General features: G+C 56.6%; 27 protein-coding genes. 16 read left to right on the top strand and 11 right to left on the bottom strand.

Annotated elements, in window-relative coordinates; translation table 11 throughout:
- Positions 1–178: 178 nt before the first annotated feature.
- Both LN415_04845 and LN415_04840 read left to right on the top strand, forming a co-directional pair.
- Complete coding sequence (locus LN415_04845) at positions 179–472, top strand: DUF4919 domain-containing protein (GenBank protein MCJ2556419.1); 294 nt, start codon at positions 179–181, stop codon at positions 470–472.
- A 57-nt stretch (positions 473–529) separates the two neighbouring features.
- Positions 530–883 carry a hypothetical protein gene (locus LN415_04840; protein MCJ2556418.1) on the top strand — a complete coding sequence of 118 codons (354 nt, stop codon included), beginning with the start codon at positions 530–532 and terminating at the stop codon, positions 881–883.
- A gap of 328 nt (positions 884–1,211) precedes the next feature.
- Here the strand turns inward: LN415_04840 and LN415_04835 are convergent, their stop codons facing one another.
- On the bottom strand, positions 1,212–1,706 hold the full coding sequence (locus LN415_04835) for an Lrp/AsnC ligand binding domain-containing protein (protein MCJ2556417.1): 495 nt from the start codon (positions 1,704–1,706) through the stop codon (positions 1,212–1,214).
- A gap of 265 nt (positions 1,707–1,971) precedes the next feature.
- Here LN415_04835 and LN415_04830 point away from each other — a divergent pair, with 265 nt between their 5' ends.
- From LN415_04830 to LN415_04815, 4 genes are all read left to right on the top strand, one after another.
- Positions 1,972–2,892 carry a GTP-binding protein gene (locus LN415_04830; protein ID MCJ2556416.1) on the top strand — a complete coding sequence of 307 codons (921 nt, stop codon included), beginning with the start codon at positions 1,972–1,974 and terminating at the stop codon, positions 2,890–2,892.
- Positions 2,893–3,113: 221 nt separating this feature from the next.
- Complete coding sequence (locus LN415_04825) at positions 3,114–3,725, top strand: hypothetical protein (protein MCJ2556415.1); 612 nt, start codon at positions 3,114–3,116, stop codon at positions 3,723–3,725.
- A gap of 240 nt (positions 3,726–3,965) precedes the next feature.
- A complete protein-coding gene (locus LN415_04820; GenBank protein ID MCJ2556414.1) occupies positions 3,966–4,523 on the top strand; it encodes a manganese efflux pump MntP family protein in 558 nt (185 codons plus the stop codon).
- A 303-nt stretch (positions 4,524–4,826) separates the two neighbouring features.
- Positions 4,827–5,726, top strand: coding sequence for a hypothetical protein (locus tag LN415_04815; GenBank protein ID MCJ2556413.1), 900 nt, complete (start codon positions 4,827–4,829; stop codon positions 5,724–5,726).
- Positions 5,727–5,806: 80 nt separating this feature from the next.
- On the opposite strand, the gene LN415_04810 is transcribed toward LN415_04815, so the two are convergent.
- Complete coding sequence (locus LN415_04810; GenBank protein ID MCJ2556412.1) at positions 5,807–6,085, bottom strand: hypothetical protein; 279 nt, start codon at positions 6,083–6,085, stop codon at positions 5,807–5,809.
- A gap of 451 nt (positions 6,086–6,536) precedes the next feature.
- On the opposite strand from LN415_04810, the gene LN415_04805 reads away from it, so the two are divergent.
- Positions 6,537–7,097 (top strand): hypothetical protein, encoded by a 561-nt coding sequence (locus LN415_04805; GenBank protein MCJ2556411.1) that lies wholly within the window; start codon positions 6,537–6,539, stop codon positions 7,095–7,097.
- Positions 7,098–7,291: 194 nt separating this feature from the next.
- Here LN415_04805 and LN415_04800 read toward each other — a convergent pair whose 3' ends face one another.
- The 4 genes from LN415_04800 to LN415_04785 are packed head-to-tail and all read right to left on the bottom strand — an operon-like array spanning position 7,292 to position 10,550.
- Entirely contained in the window at positions 7,292–7,717 is a 426-nt protein-coding gene (locus LN415_04800) for a Zn-ribbon domain-containing OB-fold protein (GenBank protein ID MCJ2556410.1), read from the bottom strand.
- Positions 7,714–8,232, bottom strand: coding sequence for a Zn-ribbon domain-containing OB-fold protein (locus LN415_04795; protein ID MCJ2556409.1), 519 nt, complete (start codon positions 8,230–8,232; stop codon positions 7,714–7,716). Before LN415_04795 ends, LN415_04800 begins: the two co-directional genes overlap by 4 nt.
- A 1-nt stretch (position 8,233) precedes the next feature.
- Positions 8,234–9,394, bottom strand: a complete 1,161-nt coding sequence (locus tag LN415_04790; GenBank protein ID MCJ2556408.1) for a thiolase domain-containing protein — start codon at positions 9,392–9,394, stop codon at positions 8,234–8,236.
- 4 nt (positions 9,395–9,398) lie between these two features.
- Positions 9,399–10,550: an acetyl-CoA acetyltransferase gene (locus LN415_04785; protein ID MCJ2556407.1), complete on the bottom strand. Its 1,152-nt coding sequence runs from the start codon at positions 10,548–10,550 to the stop codon at positions 9,399–9,401.
- 118 nt (positions 10,551–10,668) lie between these two features.
- On the opposite strand from LN415_04785, the gene purM reads away from it, so the two are divergent.
- The 3 genes from purM (at position 10,669) to LN415_04770 (ending at position 13,621) form a co-directional block, all read left to right on the top strand.
- A complete protein-coding gene (gene purM / locus LN415_04780; protein ID MCJ2556406.1) occupies positions 10,669–11,691 on the top strand; it encodes a phosphoribosylformylglycinamidine cyclo-ligase in 1,023 nt (340 codons plus the stop codon).
- Positions 11,692–11,718: 27 nt separating this feature from the next.
- Positions 11,719–12,399 carry an N-acyl homoserine lactonase family protein gene (locus LN415_04775; protein ID MCJ2556405.1) on the top strand — a complete coding sequence of 227 codons (681 nt, stop codon included), beginning with the start codon at positions 11,719–11,721 and terminating at the stop codon, positions 12,397–12,399.
- A gap of 109 nt (positions 12,400–12,508) precedes the next feature.
- Positions 12,509–13,621 (top strand): aminopeptidase, encoded by a 1,113-nt coding sequence (locus LN415_04770; GenBank protein ID MCJ2556404.1) that lies wholly within the window; start codon positions 12,509–12,511, stop codon positions 13,619–13,621.
- Here the strand turns inward: LN415_04770 and LN415_04765 are convergent.
- The gene (locus LN415_04765; GenBank protein MCJ2556403.1) at positions 13,618–13,851 is read right to left on the bottom strand and encodes a hypothetical protein; all 234 of its coding nucleotides are present in this window, start codon (positions 13,849–13,851) and stop codon (positions 13,618–13,620) included. The genes LN415_04770 and LN415_04765 overlap by 4 nt on opposite strands.
- 139 nt (positions 13,852–13,990) lie before the next feature.
- Here LN415_04765 and LN415_04760 point away from each other — a divergent pair, with 139 nt between their 5' ends.
- Positions 13,991–16,576 (top strand): hypothetical protein, encoded by a 2,586-nt coding sequence (locus LN415_04760; protein ID MCJ2556402.1) that lies wholly within the window; start codon positions 13,991–13,993, stop codon positions 16,574–16,576.
- A 2-nt stretch (positions 16,577–16,578) separates the two neighbouring features.
- On the opposite strand, the gene LN415_04755 is transcribed toward LN415_04760, so the two are convergent.
- Positions 16,579–16,998, bottom strand: a complete 420-nt coding sequence (locus LN415_04755; protein MCJ2556401.1) for a hypothetical protein — start codon at positions 16,996–16,998, stop codon at positions 16,579–16,581.
- Between the two features lie 156 nt (positions 16,999–17,154).
- Here LN415_04755 and LN415_04750 point away from each other — a divergent pair, with 156 nt between their 5' ends.
- The gene (locus LN415_04750; GenBank protein ID MCJ2556400.1) at positions 17,155–18,438 is read left to right on the top strand and encodes a tRNA(Ile)(2)-agmatinylcytidine synthase; all 1,284 of its coding nucleotides are present in this window, start codon (positions 17,155–17,157) and stop codon (positions 18,436–18,438) included.
- Here the strand turns inward: LN415_04750 and LN415_04745 are convergent.
- Together LN415_04745 and LN415_04740 are read right to left on the bottom strand one after the other, a co-directional pair.
- Positions 18,422–19,747: an acetyl ornithine aminotransferase family protein gene (locus tag LN415_04745; protein ID MCJ2556399.1), complete on the bottom strand. Its 1,326-nt coding sequence runs from the start codon at positions 19,745–19,747 to the stop codon at positions 18,422–18,424. The two genes, LN415_04750 and LN415_04745, sit on opposite strands and share 17 nt — an antisense overlap.
- A gap of 99 nt (positions 19,748–19,846) precedes the next feature.
- Positions 19,847–19,990 carry a DUF5679 domain-containing protein gene (locus LN415_04740; protein MCJ2556398.1) on the bottom strand — a complete coding sequence of 48 codons (144 nt, stop codon included), beginning with the start codon at positions 19,988–19,990 and terminating at the stop codon, positions 19,847–19,849.
- A 103-nt stretch (positions 19,991–20,093) separates the two neighbouring features.
- Here LN415_04740 and LN415_04735 point away from each other — a divergent pair, with 103 nt between their 5' ends.
- The 4 genes from LN415_04735 to amrB are packed head-to-tail and all read left to right on the top strand — an operon-like array spanning position 20,094 to position 22,920.
- Complete coding sequence (locus LN415_04735; GenBank protein MCJ2556397.1) at positions 20,094–20,261, top strand: DNA-directed RNA polymerase subunit K; 168 nt, start codon at positions 20,094–20,096, stop codon at positions 20,259–20,261.
- Positions 20,262–20,265: 4 nt separating this feature from the next.
- Positions 20,266–21,468, top strand: a complete 1,203-nt coding sequence (locus LN415_04730) for an enolase (protein ID MCJ2556396.1) — start codon at positions 20,266–20,268, stop codon at positions 21,466–21,468.
- Positions 21,469–21,478: 10 nt separating this feature from the next.
- Positions 21,479–22,096 (top strand): 30S ribosomal protein S2, encoded by a 618-nt coding sequence (gene rpsB, locus LN415_04725; protein MCJ2556395.1) that lies wholly within the window; start codon positions 21,479–21,481, stop codon positions 22,094–22,096.
- Between the two features lie 8 nt (positions 22,097–22,104).
- Positions 22,105–22,920: an AmmeMemoRadiSam system protein B gene (gene amrB, locus LN415_04720; GenBank protein MCJ2556394.1), complete on the top strand. Its 816-nt coding sequence runs from the start codon at positions 22,105–22,107 to the stop codon at positions 22,918–22,920.
- Here the strand turns inward: amrB and LN415_04715 are convergent.
- On the bottom strand, positions 22,910–23,221 hold the full coding sequence (locus LN415_04715; GenBank protein ID MCJ2556393.1) for a divalent-cation tolerance protein CutA: 312 nt from the start codon (positions 23,219–23,221) through the stop codon (positions 22,910–22,912). The two genes, amrB and LN415_04715, sit on opposite strands and share 11 nt — an antisense overlap.
- Between the last annotated feature and the right edge of the window lie 6 nt (positions 23,222–23,227).

The following is a 23,227-nucleotide window of genomic DNA, read 5'->3' as shown; positions in this document are numbered from 1 at the left end:
CGGCATTTTCCGTACCGCCGTCCTCTTGTTCCAAGCTCACTGGAGGACTCAGATTCGATACCAGAATTGTCCAATTCCAATGCAGTCGATATCGAATCTGATAACGGCCTAAGAAGTGAGATATACTCTCTTCTCAGAAGCCTCTCCAGGATATTTGCCTGGGCAAGTGATCTCCCTAATGTCCAAGAACGATGCAGAACAGGGGAATTGGGACCATACGAGGATTTGGCAGCGGCAATGCCGAGAAAGGCTGCAGAAGAACCTGTTGGACCTGGACGCGCTGTTCGCTAAAGCGGCTTGGCTGGCAAAGACCGAGGACTATGAGAAGTGCATCGAGACCCTGGAAGTGATCACGAAGAGAGATCCCTTCTACCCGGGGATCTGGATGCTCAAGGCCAAGATATTCGGACAGCTCGGCAACGAGAGGATGGCCAGGCTCTGTCTGGAAAGGGCTGAGGAGCAATCCAAGTAGCCTATCATTCTTGATTTCTGGAAGGAAAGGGATATCGCTTCTGAGAACGATTGCTGGATGATGAGGAACGAGCGTGACAAGCGAGAAGATATTCTCAAGCTCCTTCGGACATGCCAGAAGAGACTGGAAATGGACCTTATGGATGTGGACGCTTGGTTCTCGAAAGGGGTGACCCTTGCGTGGCTGGAGAAGTACAGGCAAGCCCTCTACTGTTTCAACCAGGTCACGAGGGTCAAGATAAACTATCCCTCCGTTTGGAGACTGAAAGCAACCTTGTACGCCTTGATGGGGCACGAGAGGTTGTCCCGGCTCTGTACTGAGGTTGCGGAGCGCCTGCGATTGAAGGAGGACATCGATTCCTTCGAGGGTGCTACAGCCGTGCAGGCATCACACTCTGGTTCTGTTTACTGAGGAGGAGATCCATTTCCACGATTGTCTTCTCGTACGACCTGCAGACCTATCTTCTCAAGCCGTCTTCAGGAAAGGCACAGGAAGAAACTGGGCCGCCTGAGAAAAGCGGCCCATGTTGTGGAGGGATGCTCAACTAAGCAACTCAGCATGCTGCATCCGAGTTATGAACCTTCTGGCCACCTCCCTGAACATGTGAGGGCTTGCAGGAAGCCTGGCACTCCGAAAAGAAGTGAGATGTCTCTAGCGCTAGAATCATCTCAACGCAGAGAATGGTGGGAGGCTGACCGGACATTAGTAGAGCAGCCTCCCTTTGGGTGTCGAGAAGAGGTCACTCTCGAACGGATGGATAGGTCTCTGTTCTGTTCACTCCGGGAATCCTGTGTATCTCGGACGTGATGAAACTGCTCAGTTCGTCGAGCTCTCTCGCTCCCATGTGGACGATTATGCTGCAGTCACCACCGGTCTGAGTCATCCAGTAAACCTGCTCGTACTCCTTGAGCTTCTCGAATGTCTCTTCCGTCTTCGTCGTCCCGATCATCGCCCATCCGGTTACTGGAGCCTTTGATGGTTTCTCCCTCGTCCACTGCTCGAAGCAGGGATAGAAGGATGCCCTCTCGCAGTACGGCTTCTCTTCCACGTGGTCGGCGAAGCCCCTCAGGCTCTCGTATTCGGGGAGATTCACGGAGACGACCATATCCCAGTGGCCCAACAGTCGATACACCTGCGTTATCTCGGGTCTGTTCCTCAGGTCCGAGGCGGCTTCGTCTACGGAACCGCTTCTTATCTTGAGGAACAGTAAGCTGTTTCCTTCCAGACTAGTCATGTTGACATCTCCTTTCGTATTCTTGTGAGGGGGTCGTGGATTGGCCATTAAATCCCTTCTGCGTCGTTATCAGGAATGATAACAGCCCATCCCGTATGCCACCGTGAATCTCAAGGATAGACCCTACCATCCGACACCTAGTTCGAATTCCTCTCTTCCCCGAACCTCTCCAGCACCACACGGTCTCGCCGGCGATAATGTCGGCGGAAGATTTATCTGAGGGTCGAATCGAGGGCATCCCGGCAGAAGAAAGCAGGGTGAATCCATGACATCATCGAGGTCCGGAAGCAGGAAGGTCCTGCTGGATGGAATCTCAAAGCGCAGAGACCTGAGGGAGATAAGCAAAGAGGGAAGGATCATCTTCGAGGTTCACTTCAAGGGAAAGGATTCCATAGTGGGAATGGTGTCCGACGTCCTGGAATCGGAATGTTGGATTCTCGAGGACGACAGGCTCACCCTTACGGTTCCCAAGAACGCCTTCTCCTCTCGTGACAGGAACGTCGCAAAGGCGGTTCACACGGCCATCTACAAGATGAAGTACCTCTTGAAGGTGGCTCGCATAGACTACGAGATGAGGGTGGTCTCCGAGGCTCCGACCGATATGAAGAGAGACAACGAGAGCGTGGCGAAGCTCAAGGTCGGACTCGTCGGAGACGCCGCGGTAGGCAAGACCAGTCTGATCAGGAAATTCGTCCTGGATCAATTCGACGACGCCTACGTCAGGACGATAGGCGCGAAGGTCTCCAAGAAGGAGGTCTTCATTCCCCTCCCGCACAACAGGCGGATGAGGGTGGACATGATGATATGGGACATCCTGGGAGAGAGGAGCATCGCGGACCTTTGCATGGAGTCCCATTTCAAGGGGATGCAGGGCGTCCTCGCCGTCTGCGATGTCACGCGAAACGAGACTCTGAGAGGCCTGGAGGGCTGGAAGTCTTCCATCTTCCATGCGACGGGAAAGGTGCCTGTGTGCATCGTTGCCAACAAGACGGACCTGGAGGATCAGTTCGATCTTGACAGGAAGGATGTGGCGAAGTATTCGCGAAGGATCGGCTCTCCGTTCATCTTCACTAGCGCCAAAACCGGAATGAACGTGGAGAGGGGATTCCATGAACTGGCGCAATGGATACTGTCCAAGAAGACAGCCTCCATCAGACAGTCTGCGGGTGTTCCCCTAGTTTCGTAGGGAAGGTCTGGAAGGTCACTCACCTGGCCATGTGCCCAAGGAGATTCGGTGTCTGCCCATGACCGATGATACAGCTCGATGATGTGGCAGGCGAATGTCGACCTTCTCATTGGAGTGCGACATACCGAGTGATTCGCCTACATCTTCCCTCACGATTTCACGCGCAAACTCGATCAGTCCGCCAAATTGTATAAGCATCTTCTGATATCCGTGACGAGCCGATGGACGTCTATGCACTGATGGCTGGGGCGGTGACGATATCCGTCCTTCACGCGATACTGCCAAACCACTGGCTGCCCTTCGTGCTGGTGGGCAACGCTCAGAACTGGGAAGACAGGAAGATCCTGCGCATCGCGTTCTTCGCCGGGGGAGGCCACGTGCTGATGACCGTCCTGCTCGGCGTGGCGGTCGCGCTGGCGGGCAGCCTCATAGCCTCCTCATTGGACGTCCTCCTTCTCCCGGTGACGAGCGGCATCCTCATCGCGTTTGGGGTTGTCTACATAATCCTCGGGCTCAGGAAGAAGCAACATCACACGGAGGTTCCCGACAAGGCTACTGCGCTCTCGCTCTTCATCATGCTGACGTTCTCGCCATGTGAGGCCATGATCCCCGTCTTCTTCGCGGCCAGCCCCTACGGAGGCGCGGTCCTTGCAGTCCTTGTGGTGATAGTCGCACTGACGACCATCGGGGGAATGCTGCTTCTCATATACCTCACTATGATCGGATACAAGAGGATCCACTCTCACTGGTTGGAGGAAAACGAGAGGATCGTCATTGGGACATTACTTCTGATCCTTGGGGTGTTCGTCCTGTTATCCCATGGATTTGCATAGACCTTGCTGATATTGCCCTTGAAGTCCTCAGTAATCCCTACGACAAATCATTCTCCACATCATGTATCCTTTACTTCTTTTCGAAGGGTCAAAGTGGGAGGCAACCTTGACACCGGCCTCCAGAGATGCGACTGGGGCTTGATGAGACAGGAAAGGGAGAACATCCCCACACTCGCGTATGGGCAAACCTATTCTATTCTCAGGACATTAAGCAAGGTGGATCGTATGATGTGATGTCTGATGGACATACTGACAATGGTGCTGATCGCAATTGGACTGGCGATGGATTCCCTTGCCGTATCCATCACGAGCGGATTGGAAATGAGAGAACTGAAGATCAGCAAAGCCCTGAAGATCGCGGTATTCTTCGGATCGTTCCAAGCCCTAATGCCAGTATTAGGATGGCTGGCAGGACTCAGCTTGACGGATCTCATTTCTGGCATTGACCATTGGATAGCCTTTGCTCTTCTGAGTTTGATAGGCTGCAAGATGATATATGAGTCCATCAGACTCGAATCAAGAGAGAAGGTGATCGACCCCATGAATGTCTATCTTCTGCTGATGTTATCCATCGCCACGAGTATCGATGCTTTGGCCGTTGGCATAACTTTCGCTTTCCTGGAGGTTTCGATCGTGACCCCAATCATAATCATCGGAGTCGTGACATTTCTGCTGTCCTTACTGGGCGTTTTTGTGGGTAATAAGGTTGGTCATCTGTTTGAGAAGAAGATCGGGATCGCGGGAGGCCTCATTCTGATCGGTATTGGAATAAGAATACTGATTGAGCATTTGGCTTGATGAGTCCAATCTTGCCCTGCTCACATGATGCCTGATAGGTGGCGGAGCACGGGAATCCACGCCCATCCCCGAGTTCCTAAGAAAAGATGGAGGGAGACTTGAGGTCAATGGAAAATGTCGTCCATCATATTGAACTCTGACATTTCTTGGTCCGCGCCAGGGATTGTCGGCATAGGGGGACAGAACCTGTGCTGACCATCCGGAGAGAGTTCGTCCAAACCTTCCATATCTCATTCTATGCACATAGAGGGGATAACCTTCTCTGACCAACATCTTTAAGGATTTGGTTCAATACTAGATAGCATGCCTCTGCGCTATCCAAAATGCTTCCTGAGCGGGAGTTTTGCAGTTGACGATGAGGTTGTCTTCAATTGGTTCGCAGACATGTTAAGGTCTCTCGAATTCCAAGTCGTCTCTGGCAAGGAGCCTGAACCTTCCCCTCCTCATGAGAAGATCAGAGAGAGGATAAGGGACTCCGACGTACTTGTGGCAGTTATCACCAGAAGGGACAGAGTTTCAGAGACAGAGAAATGGAAAGGACCAGAGTGGGTTCATTCGGAGATCGGAATGGCCTACGAAGCGGAGAAGCCAGTCGCTGTGTTTGCTGAGAAAGGCATTGACATGTCTGGCCTAGGTCCGTTAATTTCGGATTACGTGAGGTTTGACCGGGAAGACTTGGGGTCATCGGCACCTGTGATTGCTAGATACCTCATTTCTGTCCGTAGCCTCATCACGAGCCTTCCCTCTCTAAGAGAGGATGTCGCTCTCATGAAAGCTCTAGCTGTGGAGCTACTTGAGTTTGCCTCCTTGATAGAGGTGGCAGACCAGGACCTTGAGATAGGCAGATGGCCAATGACTTATGCTTACGGCAAAGTTACAGGACGCCTATTGATGCTCCCTGTGGAGATTCAGAATGATGTGCAAGAGGGATATGTTGCTATCAGTGCATTCAAGGACTATCTCAGATCGTTGAGGGATGACCTACATCCACCTTTCCTCAGTAAAGAGAAACCTGGCGAGCGCAAAGAAAGAGAATCAAGATTTGAGTCGAAACATGCCAGATACCAGGAGGAGAAGGAAAGAGCTCTGCGCGCCTGTTCACAGGCAATACGACGGCTTTTTGAGACTGGCTTCCCAGAGCTGAAAGGCTTCCTGGAAAAGCTTTCGAAACAAGCACGGGACCATCAGCGACTGGATGAGTAGGTCTACCAGTAAAACGGTGTTCGAATCTCCCCCTCGGCGCTCTTTACTGGCCCAAGAGTCAAACTGTGGATACTGTGGAATCACTGCCTCTCTTGACGTTCGGACTCTATCCCATACAAGTGCTTAGCGGCCACCGAGTGCATGAGAGGACCCAAAGAAGCCAGACCGAAGAAAACTGCCAGCAATAACCAGGATATTGACTCTAAGCCAAGAGAGACGTCCAAGGCATCACCAACGACTCCTAATGAAGCAAACAGAAGGCCAAGCCCCACAATAATGCCGCCAAGAAGTGCACATTTTCTAATCTCAGTCCTTACTTGTTCACGGTTCCTGAAGAAATCCTCCGGAATAGATACCACCTCCTTTTCTTCACAACAGCATAATTTCGAGTTATATTAAAGATTCTTCTGTGAAGATAAAAGAAAAAGATGAGACCGTCCTCATGATTAGGCTTTCTCCGGGTCGCTTGATTGGATAGCAGCACAAGTCGGACGTGAGTGGAGTCCGCCCCACCTGTTAGAAGGCATTCTCGACCGCCCCAGGCTTGCCGACCCGCCGGCCCCCGTCGAAAGGGGCGCGACGGCTGGTAGGGGATCTGCCAGTAAAACGGTGTTCGAATCTCCCCCCGGCGCTCTTTTACTGGCCAGTTCCCGAGAATGTCAGACTCCAATGAGGAGTGCGACATTTCTGGAGCTGGATCGCAAGCCCCTCCAACGTCAATCACATCCCTGCCACAGGTTTGTCACTAACACAGCATTCATATATCCCGGACGAGAATAACAACAGGGACTTTTCCCAGAGGGGGAGAATGTGAAGATAAAGAACTCGTTCGGAACCAAGTTCAGTGGGACCATAGACAAGATGACTGCTGTCAACAGGAACGGCGTCAACTTCCTCAGGACTCACGTCATACCGCACAATCCGAGATCGCCGGTGCAGCAGAGGAATAGGAACCACTTCGCGGATGGCGTCGAGACGTGGCGCTCCTTGCGTGAATCGCAGAGACGCTTCTACAATGGGATCGCGAAGAGGACGTCGGGATACAACCTCTTCCTCAGCAAGTGGATGGAATCCCACACCAGGGGAGAAGAGCCCACAGTCCCATTCGTCCTGGCGGGAACCTCGCTCGAGGGCGACGACGGCTGGTTCATCCTACGCCAGGGCAAGACATCACTGTTCGAGTGTCCGCTCACCGATGCATTCGAGATCGCTCTGACAGTTGAGGACGCTCCCTACTACTTCGTACTCAGGCTGGGTGGTGTCGAGGATGTTATCACTATTGAGAACATCTCTGACCTGGGGCTACCAGTGACCTTGGAGGGGCTCGGGCTCAAGGTGCGACTAGATCTCTCCAACGGTGCTTCTAGATAGATGCATACTCGCTCCGTAATAGCTCCTATACAACCAAGGCATAGCTCCGATATAGCTCCGTTCTAGCTCCGTCATAGCTCCGTTTCAACCAAGGCCTAACTCCGTTTCAACAATAGTCCTACTACTATCCCACTTCTATCCTCCTCTAAGCAAGCCTCAGGATTGAGAAAGCCTTGGGCAGACGCTACCGCCAGCTACGGCGCGAAGTGCTCGATATCCAGGATGGACCCGACACGGTCGGCCTTCAGCACGGCCTTCACCTTCATCCCGTTCTTGACCTCGGCAGCCTTGATGTAGTGGACCAGGCCCCCCTGCGTGCCGTCGATCCGAACGAAGCCGATCACGAACGGCTCGGCGAGCTTCTTGTCCTCGATGTCCACGTGGACCTCCGTGTGGGCAACGACCTCGCCCTCGAGGGGCACGTCCTTCCACTCGTCCAGCTCCGTGAAGCACTTCTCGCAGTACATCCGCGGTGGCACGTACGTGATGTCGCACTTCGGACAGCGCGTCCCCACGAGCTTGCCGTTGTCCTTGAGCTCGCGGAAGAAGCGCTCACCAGCGATTCCAGCGGTGTAGATGTACTGCGCCTCCATGTCCCCGTGCCAGTGCGTGAAGCTCATTCCTCTCCCTCCTTGAGCGGGCGGAAGTACTTGATGTCCGTGATCGCCCCCTCACGCTCCTCGGGCGGCTTCCAGACGGCCTTCACGGGCATGCCGATGCTTATCTCCTCCTTCGTCGTCTCGTCGAAGTAGTGCATTATGCCCATCTTCTCGGACGCGCCGTCTATCGAGACCACGCCCACGAAGATCGGGTCCGTGATCCTCCTCGCGTCCTTGTCCAGGTACGAGATGGAGTACGTCTCTATCTTGCCGGTGTCCTTGATGTACACCCACTCGGTCGTCGGCTTGAAGCACTCCTCGCAGAACATCCTCGGCGGGAAGAGTATCCTCTTGCACGAGTCGCACTTGCGCGCGATGAGCTTCCCGTTCTTCATCTCCTCGAGGAATCTGGATATCGCCTCTCCCGTCGCCCAGGCGTACTTGACCCTGGGGTCCCACTTGTTCACTATCACGTCGCCCTCTTTCATCTGCTTCGAGGAAAGCTCCACTCCTTTCGGGTTCTCTGGTTTCGTCACGTCACCCCCTCCTCATTATGAGCACGCTGCCATACTGCATCAGGTCACCCCACGCCTGGCAGATGCCCACCTGCGGGTCATTCGGAACCTGCCGCTTTCCCGCCTTCCCCGCGAGCTGCCAGTATATCTCGCAAGCCTTGATCCCCATCGTGGCGGCGATCGGGTTTCCGACGCCGAGAAGCCCGCCGGACGGGCACACTGGAAGGTCACCGTCACGCTCCGTGACTCCCTCCCGCGTAAGAATCGGGGCCTCTCCCTTGTCGCACAGGAGCAGACCCTCCATGTGGTGCAGCTCCTTGTAGTCGAACGGGTCGTAGGGTTCGGCGACGTCGATCTCCTTTCGCGGGTTCTCGATCTTCGCCATCTTGTACGCCATCTTGGCGGCTCCGGCCACGTACTCCGGGAAGTAGAGGTCCCTGTCCGTCCACATCGTGCTGTCGATGCACCATCCCGCGCCGTCGAGGTAGACCAGGTCGTCCGTGAGCTTCTTCGCGACCTCCTCCGACGCGAGGATCATCGCGGACGCGCCGTCGCTCGGCGGGCTGATGTCCAGTCTCTGGACGGGCCACGCCATCATCTCCGAGTTGAGCACGTCGTCGATCGTCAGGTTTGCTGCCAGCTGCGCGCACGGGTGGTCCAGCGCGTTCCTCTTGTTCTTGACCGCGACCCTGGCGATGTCCTCCTTCTTGATGCCGTGCACGGTCATGTACCTGTTCATCTCCATGGCGAATATCCACACGAGGTTGGGCTTTAGCGGGCGGTCGAGTATCGGGTCCCAGATGTGTCCGAACGCCGACTGCGGGTGCGGGAAGACACTCGACATCTTCTCTTCTGCAACAACAAGGCAGACGTCCGCCATCCCGGAAGCGATGTGCCACCAGCCCGCAATGGGCGTGAAGACCGCAGTACCGCCGCCGACGAAGACCCTAAGGTAGGGCTTCCCAGCCCCGCCAGCTCCGTCGAGCAGGTTCTCGCCCTTCATGTGTATGCCATCGAACGCGTCGGGCGCCGAGCCCATCACAACGCTGTCCACATCCTTCAGCTCCAGCCCCGCCTCTTCCAGGGCCATCTTGGTGGCCTCATAGCTCATCTCCTTTCCCGTTTCCTGAAGCCTTCTCCTGAAAATCGTCATCCCGCCGCCGAGAACGCAAACTTTTCTCATCTCATCACCTCTCGAATACCGCTACCGCCCCGGAGGCGGTGGGCACACCTCTCCAGGACTGGGCGAGCCCTCTCTCAATATCGTTCAGCTGCCTTCCATCCGCCTGCCCTCTGAGCTGAAGGACGACCTCCAGAGCTCGGTGCAGTCCGGAAGCCTCGATCAGGTTCCCGCATCCGAGCGAGCCTCCTGAGGCGTTGATCGGAATGTCCCCGTCAGGCTGGAACCTGCCGTTCTCCAGGTCATTTCCCGCCTGGCCTTTTCCCGCCAGACCGACCGCCTCGAGGTGCATGAGCTCCTTGTACGAGAACTTGTCATCGACCTCAGCGAAGCCGATCTCGCTCCTCGGCTCGGCGATGCCCGCCATCTTGTAGGCCATCTTGGCGGCCTCTTCCGCATAGGAAGCCCGACCCCAGGCTCTCCCTTCCAGCCAGGGCGTGCCGGAGTTCCATCCGAAGCCCGTTATCCAGACGGGATTGTCAGTGATGTCCTTCGCCTTCTCCGCCCGCGCAAGGACAAGGACAATGGAACCGTCCACGAGCTCGGCGATGTCCAGCTTCTTCGCGGGGCTGAACATGGGCTCGGAGCCCATCACATCGCCCACGCCGACATTCTTGCCGTACGCACCTAGCGGGTTCTTCAACGCATTCGTCATGTTCTTGCTGGCGACCCCGGCGCACTGCTCTTCCGTGTTGCCCGAGCCGTTCAGGAACGCGTTCATCTCCATTCCCGCCACGTAGTATGGATGCCCGGCAAGGGGCCTGTTGTATATGGGGTCGAACGCGAAGAGGACCACGTCGTTGTACGTGTTCAGGTCCGAGATCTTGCTGTGCGATTCAACAGCCACGACGTCCACCATGCCCGACATTATCTGCATGCACGCTATCGCAAGCCCGTGGAGGCCGTCCCCGCACACGGTGCACGTGGGCCTCATCGCCGCCCCGAGCTGGTCGGGCACGAACTCGTCGTATATGCTGAAGCCTTCCCAGTAATCCTCCGCGCAAGTGACGAAGCTGTCTATGTCCTTCCTCGGGTTCAGCCCCGCGTCCAGATATGCTTTGGACGCAGCCTCAAACATCAGTTCCTTCCAGTTCTGTTCTGACGTGTCCGGTCTGAACTTCGTGGAACCAGCACCAACAACCGCGATTCTATCTTCCATCAATGCACAATCCTAGGGTTCCCGCTCCCCCAAGTGTCAATTCCCTGTCCATATTAAAGCTTTAGATTCGGGGCTCGAACCAAAGCCTTATTCACCTCTCTGACCTTACCACTGCCGGATGGTGAAGACGTACAAGGAGGCGGGCGTCGACATCGATGCTGAAGGCGAGTCCATTAGGGCGCTGGTCTCTCAGCTCACGTACAGAAGGGAGGGTCTCGGCGCGTCGCGCGACATCCCAGGGTCCTTCACCGGACTCATCGACTTCGGGGACATCTACCTGTCATTGTGCACGGACAGCACCGGGACGAAGATGATCGTGGCCTCCGCCCTGGAGAAATGGGACACCGTGGGCATAGACTGTATCGCGATGAGCGCCAACGACATGATCTGCGTCGGGGCCGAGCCGCTCGCATTCGTCGACTACTTCGCCGTCGAGAGGTACGACAAGGAAGTGGCCAGGCAGATCGGCATCGGGCTGAACGAGGGCGCGAAGCTCGCCAACCTCTCTCTGGTGGGCGGCGAGTTTGCCACGCTCCCAGAGGTCGTGAAGGGGTTCGATCTGGCGGGAACCTGCCTCGGGTACGTCAAGAAAGACAAGATGGTCTCCGGTTCGAACATTGCGGTCGGGGACTCGATAGTGGGCCTCGCCAGCTCCGGGATACACTCGAACGGCCTCACTCTTGCGAGGAAACTTGTCTCAGGAGCGGGAATCGGCCTGAGCGACACTCCCCAGGGACTGGACCGAACGATCGGGGAGGAGCTCCTGGAGCCCACGAGGATATACGTCCGCGAGATACTGGCGGCGGTCAAGGAGTTCAGCATCAAAGGGATGGCGAACATCACCGGAGGCGGCCTGAGGAACCTCATACGCATGAAGGACGGTGTGCAATACACGATTACGGACCCGATGGAGCCGCAGCCTGTTTTCGGCCTCCTCCAGCAACTGGGCGGGATAAAGGACGAGGAGATGTACCAGACGTACAACATGGGACTCGGGTATGCTCTGATCTGCGGGAGCGACGACGCCGGCTCGATAGTGGAGTCCATATGCAGGAGCACGCCCGCCAAGGTCATCGGAGTGGTCGAGGAGGGAACAGGCGTGACCGCCCCGACCCTGGACCTGAGATACGACAAGTACTAAGGTGATCCAACGACCGCAAAGAGAGTTGTGCTGCTTTCCGATGGATGTTTCGAGATCGACCTCGGCCTGCTCGTGTACGGGAAGACCTCCTACTACGGCAAGAAGTACATGGCCGCCCTGAAGCCGCTGCTCCTCGAGTCCGAGGACCTCCGCATACTCGTGGACACGGGGATCGGCGAACTGCCCGAGAAGATCGTGAAGTACTTCAAGCCCGACAGGTCCATGACCATCGAGAAGAGCCTGAGAAAGGTCGGGCTGTCCCCCGAGGATATCACGACCGTCGTCAACACGCATCTTCACGTGGACCACTGCGGCAACAACCGTCTCTTCAAGGGCGCCAGGTTCGTCGTCCAGGAGATAGAGCTCGCCTACGCGGAGAACCCCCACAGGTTCCAGAAGGGAGCGTACGTCAAGAGCCTCTTCGACGCGTCTAGGTTCAGGACCGTGAGCGGCACTCACGAGCTCACGGAGGACGTGACGCTGATGCAGACACCAGGACACACTCCCGGGCACCAGTCCGTGATAGTCGAAGGTGATAAGCGGTACGTCTACTGCGGGGACATCGCGCCCCTGAAGGAGAACTACGAGAGGCGGAACATAGTCGGCGTCCTCCACAACTCCGTCGAGGCCCTAGCCTCCCTAGACGCGCTCAGGGAGATGGGCGGGCGCCCGATCTTCAGTCACGACAACGAACAACTGGCTCTCTGAGACAAATCCTTTTTATATCTCCTTCACGATATGTATTACGAGGATTGGAGGGTGTAAACTATCCGGGTCACCAGACCTGGGTATCGCTTTCCTCACCGAGGTGTTCCCCTTGCAGGAAGGAGACCTATCTAGTATAGCCAAGAGAATCGTGAGGAACTCGCTCACTGTGAAAGAGGACGACATGGTCTGGATCGACACCTGGCACCACACGATAGAACTGGCCAGTGAGATGGCTTTGGAGTGCAGGAAGCTCGGAGCCGTCCCTCTCATCACTCTGGACACGGATGAATTGTATGAGAGGACTCTCACGGAGGTCCCCGTTGAGTTCCTGAGAAAGACGCCAAGGCACCAGCTCAAGGCCCTGGACGAGGTCACCGTGAGCATCGCCCTGGCGGGCCCTGAGAACCCCGAGATGTTCCACAACGTTGACACGAGCAAGATGGCGGCCATAAGGGAGGCCTACAGGCCGCTGGAGAAGAAGGTCATCGACAGCAGCATCAGGGGAGCGTTCGTGACGCTGGGCCTGATCACTCCCGAGAGGGCATCCGTGTACGGCTTCTCGATAGAGCACTGGAAGCGCGCGGTGAACGAGGCCATCGATGTCGACTACGACCTGATGTCCCAGCTGGGCAAGAGGATCGCGGACATCCTCGCGCAGGCGAAGGAGGTGCGGATAAGCTCGGAGAGCGGGACGGACCTGCGCTTCCAGATGGCGGGACGGAGGGTCCACATAGAGGACGGGGTCGTTGACGATCAGGATGTCGCGAGCGGCAGGCCCTTCACGAACCTGCCAACTGGCTACGTGACCGTGGCCCCGCAAGAGGACAGCGCCGAGGGGAGGGTGCTCTTCGACTGTCCACAGGCGTCCCTGGGAAAGATGATAGAGGACCTGGAATGGACGTTCGCCGAGGGGAAGCTGAGGTCATACGGGGCGAAGCAGAACGTGGACGCGTTCAGGAACCTTCTGGAACCTGGAAAGGGCGAGAAGGACAGGATAGCCCGCTTCAGCATCGGGATCAACCCGAAAGCCCAGATGATCGGCTACTTCGACGACCAGACCGTTCTGGGAGCGGTCTCCGTAGGCATCGGTGACAACCTCTCTCTGGGCGGGGATAACGACAGCACGTTCGACTTCGCGGGAACGGTCCTCCATCCGACGGTCGAGGTGGACGGAAGGATCATACTGGACAAGGGTAGGCTGAGCCTCGGGAAGGTCGACTAGCCGATCTCCTCCCTTCTCGGTCGGCTGCACACGGCGTACTCATCGCCGTCAAAAAAGACCTCGAGTTCCGGGTTCTCCTTCTGGATCTCCTGTATCTTGTCAAGGACGTCCTTCAGCGTGATTGACGAGTCATTCTTGTCGATCTTCAGATGAATCTTCTTGTCCATTACTATCCCATCCACCCTTTTGCCGAAGGCTGGGAACCCAGGATGACTTCCGGTTTTTGCCATGATATTCTCCGTATTTATATGTTGGCGTTCATGCTGGGAGAACCTCTGTGAAAGTTATTTATAGTGTCGCCCTAATATAGAATATGTCGACAACAAATGGCGAGCCAGCGGCCGCCATAACGCCTCTAGAGGTGCATGATTGGCAAGCGAAGACAAGAAGAAGGCTAGTCCCAAGAAGGATTCTGCAGAAGCGGGTGTCTGCGCCGTGTGCGGGGGTCCTTTGAACCCGCAGGATCAGTGTACCATATGCGGGACGCAATCCAAGGACATCTCAGAGAAGAAGGCCGGGAATCCCGGCCCTGAGAATCCTGCGCCGAATCCTGAACCATCCGTTGCCAGTCCAAGTACGCCCGAAGATCCTTCCAGGGAGGACGCAGTCAAGGTTTTCTCGAACATAAAGGGAGTCGGTGAATCGAAAGCCGAGATCCTGTTCGATAATGGCTATTCCTCTCTGGAGGATCTGAAATCCGCCGCCCTGGAGGACCTCTCCGCCATCAATGGTATCGGGGACAAGCTTGCGGAGACGATCATGAACAACATCCTCGATCCCACCGAACCCGCGGAGGACAAGAAGGACCCAGAGGCCCTCACCGACTGGTTGTCCGGGGATTCGGACGACGCTCTCGGCGTCTGGCTCGGTGGCGATCCGCCCGAGCAGAAGAGCCCTGCGCCGGCCGAAGCGGCCAGCGACGGTGAGGATGACACTATGGGGGCCCTGCGCAAGTGGCTGACCGGAGAGGAGGACGCGCTCGAAACCTGGCTCGGAGAGTCTGGAGCCGCCCCAGTCGGGGATGTCGTTGAGAGCAGAGAGCTCCTTGAAAGACAGCAGATCCTCAACGATCGAGAGGATGACATCAAGCGCAAGGAAGACGAAGTCGACGGCATGAGCATCGAGCTCAATGAACTGAAGAAGATCATAGAGAAGGAACTGGAGGCAGTCCGTACGGGGAAGTTCGACCCGATGAAGCTCATCGAAGAGACAGCCGAGCTCAGCAAGAACCTGCAGACCGAGGTCCGCAAGAGAAAGCAGCTGGAGGAGGACATCAGCCACCTGAAGAAGGGAACATCTGCCGTTGTCAAGTACATGAAGGAGCAGATGGTCCGCGGCGGAGGTCCCGCCGTCAAGAAGAAGCTGGCCGAGGAGGGTGCGGAGAGGAAGAGACTGCAGATCGAGCTCGAGAGGATGGGCACGGTGATGGAGAACATGAAGGCCCAGCTGGAGGGAAAACTGGACGAGATGCCTGCGGACAAGAAGGCCCTGAAGGAGAAGGAACTGGCGCTCGTGGTGAGGGAAGCCGATATCAAGGCGAAGGAGGACCAGCTCGAAGCGTACGAGCGGGCGGTCCAGAACGGAGAGCTCGTTCCCGGTGGCGAGTCAGGCGAGCACGAGCTGGAACTGAGACTTCAGGCCGAGCTGAGGGAGAAAGAGAAGGACTTCCTTGAGAAAGAGGACGAGCTGAGGAAGAAGATCATACATCTCGAGGGAGAGATCCAGACCTCCAGGATCGATGAGAAGCTACGTAAGGACAGCCAGGATCTGCGACAGCTTTCCGAGAACGAGATAGACGAGGTCCTCATAGCCAAGGAGAAGGACCTCCAGGCAAAGGAGAAGTCAATCCTCCTCAGAGAGGAGGAGATCGACAGGCTCAAGGACGAGCTCAGGGACAAGGAGGACGAGCTCCAGAAGGTCAAGGAGCCCCTGTCCTACAAGGAAGAGGAGCTCCTGAGGAGAGAGGAGGACCTGCTCTACCGAGAGAAGAGGCTGTCGGCAGAGAGAAGGAAGGTCGAGGAGGCGAAGGCGTCCTCCATGAACATCGAGGAGCACGAGATGAAGGACCGCCTCGAGTCCCTCAAGGTGGAGATCGCGAGAAAGGAGGACGAGGTCAGGGCCAAGGAGAAGTACCTGAAGTCCAAGATGGAGGAGCTCCGCCTGCGCGAGCAGGGCCTGATAGAGGAGGAGATCGACGCCCGCGAAGAGGAGAGGATGCTCGAGTTCAAAGTGGAGAAGGTCAAGACGGGAACTCCGAGACTCGACGACCTGCTCCTGGGCGGGATACCGTTCGGTTCCAACGTCCTCATCTACGGTCCGCCTTTCGTCGGAAAAGAGGTCGTTGCCAACGGGTTCATGGCCGAGGCCCTGAGGAAGGGCATCCCGACGATATGGGTGACGACGGAGAAGATGCCCTCCGACATAAGGGAGGAGATGGGTGCGGTCGTCTCCGGATACGAGGAGTACGAGAAGCTGGGTCTGGTGAAGTATGTGGACTCCTACTCCAAGAGCATGGGCGAGGTGGAGGAGGACCCGTACACAATCTACTTGGAGGACCCGACCGACTACAAGGCCATACTGAGCGCAGTGGACAAGATCTCGAAGGAGTTGCTCAAGAACCACAAGTACTACAGGCTCGTTTTCCGATCCGTGTCAACCCTCATCGCATACCTGGACTCGACGTCGATATTCAAGTTCCTGCAGGCCTTCGCCGGAAGAAGGAAGAGGCACAAGGCCGTCGCACTGTACATAATCGAGAAGGGCATGCACACCGACCAGGAGATCCAGATGATAGGAAGCATGATGGAGGGCATGCTGGACTTCAAGGTCGAGCAGCTCAAGTCCCTCCTGAGCGTCAAGGGCATCGGTGACGTTCAGTCCAGGGCATGGATAAAGTACACGTACAGCAAGCACGGAGTGAACATAGGGTCCTTCTCGCTGGACCACATCAAGTAGCGTCAGGCAACCTCGATGCCCGTGCTGTCCTTCGGTTTTCCACCGATTCTTATGGGAGGGAGCGGAACCGGCGGGGGCAGTCTTATGTCCCTCGCGATTACGACTGCTTCGGGGATGCAGTTGTTCATGATCGCCTGATGGACCTCGGTCGCCACCTTGTCAGGCATCTTTCTCTGGTTCCTCCACTGCACCACGATCTCCTTCGCATCGCCCTCGTACACGAGGCTCCCTTCGATGGATATCACGCCGAGACCCTGGTAGTTCGCCATGAACCGGAAGTCGATCACCGCCTCGTTCTTGCTTTTCTCCGTAACGGAGGTCACGGAGCTGTTATGGTCTATCCTGACGTTTCTCGGCTTCTCGCTCAGCTTGGAGAATCTCTTCCCCTCGATGGCCAACAACTCAAAATGCTTCACTGGCATGCGGTTCTCCCCTTAATAGCAGGTCTCAGTAGATAGAGCTTTCGGTTTTCTCCTAAAGGCTTATTTCTGCTGCTGGGTTCTACTCCCTGAGGTGCTGACATCTACATCGGCGTCGACGACACGGACTCCCTGTCCGGGATGTGCACGACGTATCTAGTGTCCGAGATCATCAGGGAATTCGACGACTTGGACTTGATAGGATATCCCAGGCTGGTGCGTCTGAATCCCAACATACCGTGGAAGACCAGAGGCAATGGCGCCATCTGCGTCAGGATGGGCCGCCGAGGCGGAAGGAGGCTCTTCGCGGGCGAGATCTCGGGGACATCGGTGTTCGCCTTCGAGAGAGAGCTTCCCGGCCCCATTCCAGACGATGCGGTCGAGCGGCTGTCCAGTATCCTGGAGACATACGCTCATTTCCATGAGGACAAGACCAATCCCGCCTTCGCGATACTGCAGAAGAAGCCCAGTCCGTCGTTGTACTGGCGAGCCGTGAGGGGACTCGTGACCCTCCCGGAGGTCGAGAGGATGGTCACCGGCCTCGGCGAGACGAAGAAGTACAAGAACGGCAGAGGGCTGATCGGTGCGTGTTCCGCGATCTCCTGGATGCCCAGGGACCGGACGTATGAGATCATCACGTACAGAGAACGCTCGAAATGGGGGTCTCCTCGGAGGATATCGGACGGATCCGTGAAGGGAATGGACACGAAGACCCGGTGCACGTTCAACAACTACGATTATCTGAATGAGAGAGTCGCGATTGCCCCAAACTCTCCGTGCCCTGTCCTCTTCGGGATCCGGGGAGACGAGCCCGATGACCTGCTGGATGCCATGGAGATGATAGATTCAGAGGACATCGACAGATGGCATCTCTTCCTGACCAATCAAGGAACGGACGACCACCTGATACGAAAGCGAATCAGCGACATCGGGGAGTACGAGTCCGTAATCGTTGCGGGAAGAGTCACCAGGGAACCCGCAGATATCGAAAGGGGTCACGTTGTCTTCGAGATCGGCGACGGCACGGGGAGTGTCGAGTGCACCGTATATGAGCCGTCCAAGCAGTTCAGGGATGTCGGCAGGACGCTCTCCCTCGGGGACGAGGTCCGGGTCTTCGGCAGCGTGAGAGATTCGCCGAGGACGATCAATCTGGAGAAGATCGAGATCCTGAAGCTCGGGGAGAGGTTCCGGAAAACTGGCAATCCGGCATGTCCGAAGTGCGGGAAGTCGATGAAGTCCACGGGCAAGGGGTCCGGTTATCGCTGCAGGAAGTGTCACACAAAGGCTGAGGAAGGCTCCGCGAAGGTCGTGAAGGTCAAGCGGGAGTTGGAACTGGGTCCCTATGAACCGCCAGTATGCGCGAGGAGACACCTGAGCAAACCACTCTCAAGGACGGGCGTCGTGGGGAACGATCTTGCTTCCCTGACTAGGCCACGTCCTTGATGCAGCTCTCGAGGACATCCACACCTGAATTGAGCTCCTCCTCGGTGATGTTGAGGGCCGGGATGTACCTGATCGCGGACTTGCCCGCAGGCAACAGGATGAGCCCCCTCTCGTAGGCGAGCTTGACGATCTCGTTCCGCTCCTTGACTGCGAACTCCTTGGTCGCCCTGTCCTTGACAAACTCCGTCGCCCACATCAGGCCCAGGCCTCTGTTATCGCCCATGATGTTGTATGTCCCGGCCATCTCATCCAGCCGGTCCTTGAGCACCTTACCCATGCGATTCGCGTTGTCCAGCATGCCCTCCCTCTCTATCAGCTCTATCGTCTTCAGGGCCGCGGCACAGGCGACGAGGTTCCCGCCGAATGTATTCGAGTGGGCACCCTGCACGCCGAAATCGAGCTTGGCGTCCAAGATGACAGCTCCCATGGGCATCCCGGATGCGATCCCCTTCGCCGTATAGAGGACGTCCGGAACGGTATTGGAGTGTTCGATGCCGAACATCTTCCCCGTTCTCCCGAACCCCGCTTGGACCTCATCATCCACGAGCAGGATCTCGTGCCTTCTCGCTATGCTCGCAATCTCGTCAATCCAACCCTTCGGTGGAACGACGTATCCTCCCTCGCCCTGCACTGGCTCAGTGAATATCGCCGCAACGTCTTCTGGCGGCACATGGGCCTCGAAGTACAGCTCCTCGAGGATCTTAGCACAGTGGAGGCCACAATCCGGGAACTCCATCTTGTACGAACACCTGTAGCAGTAGGCAAATGGTATGTGAACGACCCCGGGCATCATCGGGGCGAACCTCGCTCTGTGGACGGGCTTGCTGGCCGTGATCGCCAAGGAGCCCATGGTCCTTCCGTGGAACGCGCGGATGAATCCGATTATCAGGGGCTTCTGAGTGTTCCATTTCACTATCTTGATGGACGCCTCCGTTCCCTCGGTTCCGCTATTGGTGTAGAACACCTTCTTGGGAGAATCCCCAGGCGTGATCTTGCAGAGCCTCTCCGCGAGATCCACCTGGATCTCGTAGTAGAAGTCCGTGCCCGCGAAGTGGATCAGCTCTGATGACTGCTTCTTGATCGCATCTACAACTTCTGGATGGCAATGGCCAACGTTCGTGACACCGATTCCGCATGTGAAGTCCACATAGACGTTGCCGTCCACGTCCTCCACGATGGAGCCTCTGGCCCTTTTTGCGACTATGGGAGACGTCTTCGTCGTCGTGGCAACGAACTCGGAATCTCTTTCCACTATCTCCTTCGCCTTCGGGCCTGGAGGGGTCGTCCTAATATCTGGAGCTTTTGTCATTTCAAACACACCTTACCTTGAAGAGGAAATCTGGTTCAATCGAGGAAGCACGCTCTATCTATCCGTTTTCGAAAAAGAATCGAGATTATGAAGTCGGGCCTATGAGGCACCTATCCTGAAGACCTTAGTCCCGCATTTGGGGCATGTGCCTTTCGTGGCTGGCTTTCCGTTCTTCATCGTGATCTTCTTGGGATCCTTCATCTCAATCTTCTTCCTGCATTTCACGCAGTAGGCCTCTACCAAATCATCACCGAGCCGTGAATGGTATGGGGGCATATTAATATATCGTGGCCAAAAAGATTAAGAGCGTGACTTCATATCGAGTGAGACTCCCTTGAGTGGTACAATGAATCATACGAGATATGAGACAGCCAGAATAGTCGGTGCCAGGGCGCTTCAGATATCCATGGGAGCGCCGTCCCTTCTTGCAGATCAAGAGGTGTCGGAAGCCATTGCACTCGCTGAGCTGGAGTTCGAGCGGGGAATTCTCCCCATCACGGTGGAAAGGAGCTGACCAGATGGCAATCACCAACCTCGAGATCAGGAGAATCCTGGACAGCCGCGGGAACCTCACAGTCGAGGTGGATGTTCGCACGGAAGGAGGATTCGGACGGGCGTCTGCACCCGCTGGGGCCAGCACCGGGGCGGCCGAGGCTGTCGGCTTCTCAGCCAATGGGATCAACGCGGACCTTGTGAACTTCAGGTCGAGAGTCGCCCCGGCACTGGAGGGGATTGACCCGGCGGAGCAAGAAGCCGTGGACGAGAAGCTGCACGAGCTCGATGGAACGGACAACTTCTCGAAGATCGGCGGGAGCATAGCCATAGCCACTTCCATCGCCGTCGCGAAGGCCGCAGCGAGTACCCAAGGGCTGCCCCTCTACGAGTATCTGGCGGGCTCAAAGGATGTCTCCATGCCACGTCCACTTGGAAACGTCCTGGGCGGGGGTGCCCATGCCGTTGGCGGGACGGACATTCAGGAGTTCCTGTCGCTCGCCTCCGGGGCTTCCGTTCTCGAGGCCATCACCGCAAATGCAAGGCTTCACGGGCTAGTGAAGAGCGAGCTGATGGAGCGTCTGCCCGACGATGCGATCGGAAAGGGCGATGAGGGTGCCTGGGTGGCAGACATCGGGAACGAGGAGGCAATGGATATCCTGAGCGAGTCATGCAAGCATGTGACCCGGGAGACCGGAGTCCGCTGCTCCCCTGGCCTCGACATCGCCGCGACGGAATTCTACTCGAACGGGAAGTACCAGTATCGAGAAGGATCGCTTTCCGCGGAAGACCAGATAGAGTTCGTTGCGGACCTCATCGATGAGTATAGGCTCGCCTACGTTGAGGATCCTCTCCACGAGGAGGACTTCGAGGGGTTCGCCAGACTGACGGAGCTGTGCGGGAAGAAATGCCTCATCGTCGGTGACGACCTTTTCGTCACCCGCAAGACAAGGCTGCAGAAAGGTATCGACATGGGCGCCGCCAACGCGACGATAATAAAGCCGAATCAGATCGGGACACTCACCGATGCGATGGATGCGCTCTCTTTGGCAAAGGATGCGGGATATCGGTCGATCGTCTCTCACAGGAGTGGAGAAACGACGGACAACGCAATCGCCCACCTCGCTGTGGCATTCCGCTGTTTCGCCATCAAGACTGGCGCTGTTGGCGGGGAAAGAATAGCAAAGCTTAATGAGTTGATACGCATTGAAGAAGAACTGAAATCCTAGGTGCATTCACATGGAAAGCACGGAGAGTCCAGAAGAACCATTGCTGATTACGGAGGATCAGTATCTGACGTCAGGAGTCCACATCGGGACACAGCAGAAGAGCGCTGACATGAAGCCCTTCATCTACAAGGTCAGGACAGACGGTCTCTACGTCCTGGACATAAGGAAGACCGACGACAGAATCAGAGGTGCAGGGAGATTCCTGGCAAGATACGAGCCCGAGCGGGTTCTGGTCGTCGCAGCGAGGCAGTACGGTCAGAAACCGGCCAAGGTCTTCGCCCGCACGATCGGGGCAGATATCTTCGCTGGGCGGTTCGTCCCCGGGACGCTGACCAATCCGGACCTGCCCATGTTCACAGAGCCCGATATACTCGTGGTCACAGACCCCGCGGCGGATCAGCAGGCGCTAAGGGAGGCCCTCAACGTGGGCATACCGATAGTGGCGCTGTGCGACGCCAACAACGAGACGAAGTTCGTGGACTTCATCATACCCACGAACAACAAAGGCAGAAGGGCGCTCGCAACGATCTACTGGCTGCTGACGAGGGAGGTCCTCAAGGAGAGAGGGACCATCAAGGATGATTCCGGGTTCGGGCTCGCAGTCGAGGATTTCGAAGCAACCCTGTAGGTGGTAAGTTGAGGTATCCAGCTGTTGCTGGTCAGTTCTATTCCAGCACCGAGGAGGCGCTTGTCAAGGAGATAGAGTCCTGCTACACGAGCCCCATTGGTCCAGGGAGGCTCCCAGAGCTGGTGGAGGGGGAGAGGAGCATTCGCGGACTCGTTGTCCCTCACGCAGGGTACATCTTCTCCGGCCCAGTTGCCGCTCATGCATACCACGCTCTTGCACATGACGGGTTTCCCGAGACATTCGTGATCATCGGCCCCAACCACGGCGGAAGGGGCAGCCCGATTGCCCTGACGACACAGGCCTTCCAGACACCACTGGGCGAGGTCCCCGTCGACAAGGAATTGGCGGGGAGACTGACAAGGAAGGGAATCAACGACGACATACTGGCGCACAGGTTCGAGCACTCGGTGGAGGTGCAATTGCCCTTTCTCCAGCACATATCTAAGGACTTCGAGTTCCTGCCGATCTCGATGATGGACCAGGAGTATCGGCCCGCCCGGGAGCTTGGCGGGGTCCTCGGCGAAGCCATCGCCGGAAAGGACGTCGTCGTGATAGCCTCGACCGACTTCTCGCACTACGTGACACAAGGCGTCGCTCAGGCGAAGGACAGCGAAGTGATCCAGAAGATCCTCGGACTCGATCCCCAGGGAATGAACAAGGTCAGGGTCAAGAACAACGTGTCCATGTGCGGCCACGGGCCAGTGATAGCGATGCTCACGGCCGTCCAAGGGAAGAGGGCCGAGCTTCTGAAGTACGCGACTTCAGGCGACGTCCGCCCGATGGTAGAAGTCGTGGGCTATGGCGCACTGCTGGTCAGGTCCTAGTGCTGTCCTCTATCCACTCGAGATACTTCTCGCTGCCCTCTGACATCGCGTAGGAGACCGCACAGACGGTGTCATAGCTGCTCTTCTTTTCGATTTCCTTGATGAGCGCGGGCACCAGTTCGGACCTGGTCTTGAAGATCAATGCCTGCTCATTGCCCTCCTCGATACTGCCCTTCCACCAATAGATAGACCTGATGGGGAACATGTTCGCGCAGGCCGCCAGCTTCTTCTCCACGACAGTCCTTCCGATCTGCATGCCCTCCTTCTCATCCGATGCCGTAGCGTACACCATGGAGTACATGTCGAC

This window comes from Candidatus Thermoplasmatota archaeon, from assembly GCA_022848865.1.
Lineage (GTDB): Archaea > Thermoplasmatota > Thermoplasmata > RBG-16-68-12 > JAGMCJ01 > JAGMCJ01.
This window is presented reverse-complemented; position numbering and strand designations above follow the sequence as displayed.